This is a genomic window from Ruegeria sp. AH12, from assembly GCF_056541465.1.
In genome coordinates this window covers 1-884 of the sequence record NZ_JBQFYL010000107.1, presented here as the reverse complement: position 1 = coordinate 884, position 884 = coordinate 1, and the positions used below count along the sequence as shown (strand labels likewise).

The window sequence follows — 884 nt, the reverse complement described above, 5'->3', positions numbered from 1 at the left end:
GGCGAAGAACAGCCACTTCAGGAATGCCGCCCGATCAGGGCTGACCTGTGTCGGGGCTAATTGCCCATGCGTATCAGCCAGCCACAGCAGGATTGCGGCGGTCTCGAAGATCGGACCCTGGGGCGTCTCCAGCACCGGGATCAGCCCGTTCGGATTCAACGCCCGATACGCCGCACTATTCTGTGCATCACGGGCGCGATCGACCAGTATGGTCTCATAGGGTAGGCCCATCTCTTCCAGCGCCAGTCGGATCACCAGCGAGGCGTTGTCGGGGGCGTAGTGCAGGCGGTATGGCGATTCCATGGCGACTATCTAGGGGGTCTGGCGATCACAATAGAGGCTGATTGCGACGTTTCCTATCGGAAACGCGTATTTCAGCGACATGTTAGCACAGGTATGGCGTGTTTTGCCTCTCGCAGTTGCGCGGGGCATTCCGTATAAGTCTGGCAGTATTCTTGGGGGAAGCTGCCATGACCAGAGACTTGTCGCCCATCGACAAAGCGAAATACGTTGCTGCCTGTCGCGCCGCCGATCTTGTTCAGGACGGGATGCGTGTGGGATTGGGGACAGGCTCGACCGCCGCATGGTTGGTGCGCCGCCTGGGTGAACGGGTGCGCGATGGAGGGTTGAAAATCAAGGGCGTTCCGACATCGACCGCGACGGCGCAATTGGCGCGGGAAGAAGGGATCGAGGTCGTCTCGCTGGATCAGGCCGGCTGGTTGGACCTGACAATCGACGGCGCGGATGAGTTTGATGGCGAGTTCAACCTGATCAAGGGCGGTGGTGCTGCGCTGTTGCAGGAAAAGATTGTGGCCACAGCCAGCGATCAGATGGTGGTGATCGCGGATGCAGGCAAAGAGGTTGAGACGCTGGGCGCATTCCCT

The 884-nt window shown here is 60.0% G+C and carries 2 protein-coding genes; one reads left to right on the top strand and one right to left on the bottom strand.

Annotated features, from left to right (window positions below):
- Positions 1-303: glutathione S-transferase N-terminal domain-containing protein (locus tag ACR0EL_RS21960; RefSeq protein WP_480502284.1), on the bottom strand; the 303-nt coding region annotated here is incomplete at its 3' end.
- A gap of 167 nt (positions 304-470) precedes the next feature.
- Between ACR0EL_RS21960 and rpiA the strand changes: the two genes are divergently transcribed.
- Positions 471-884 (top strand): ribose 5-phosphate isomerase A (gene rpiA, locus ACR0EL_RS21955; protein ID WP_480502283.1); only part of this gene is annotated, 414 nt, incomplete at its 3' end.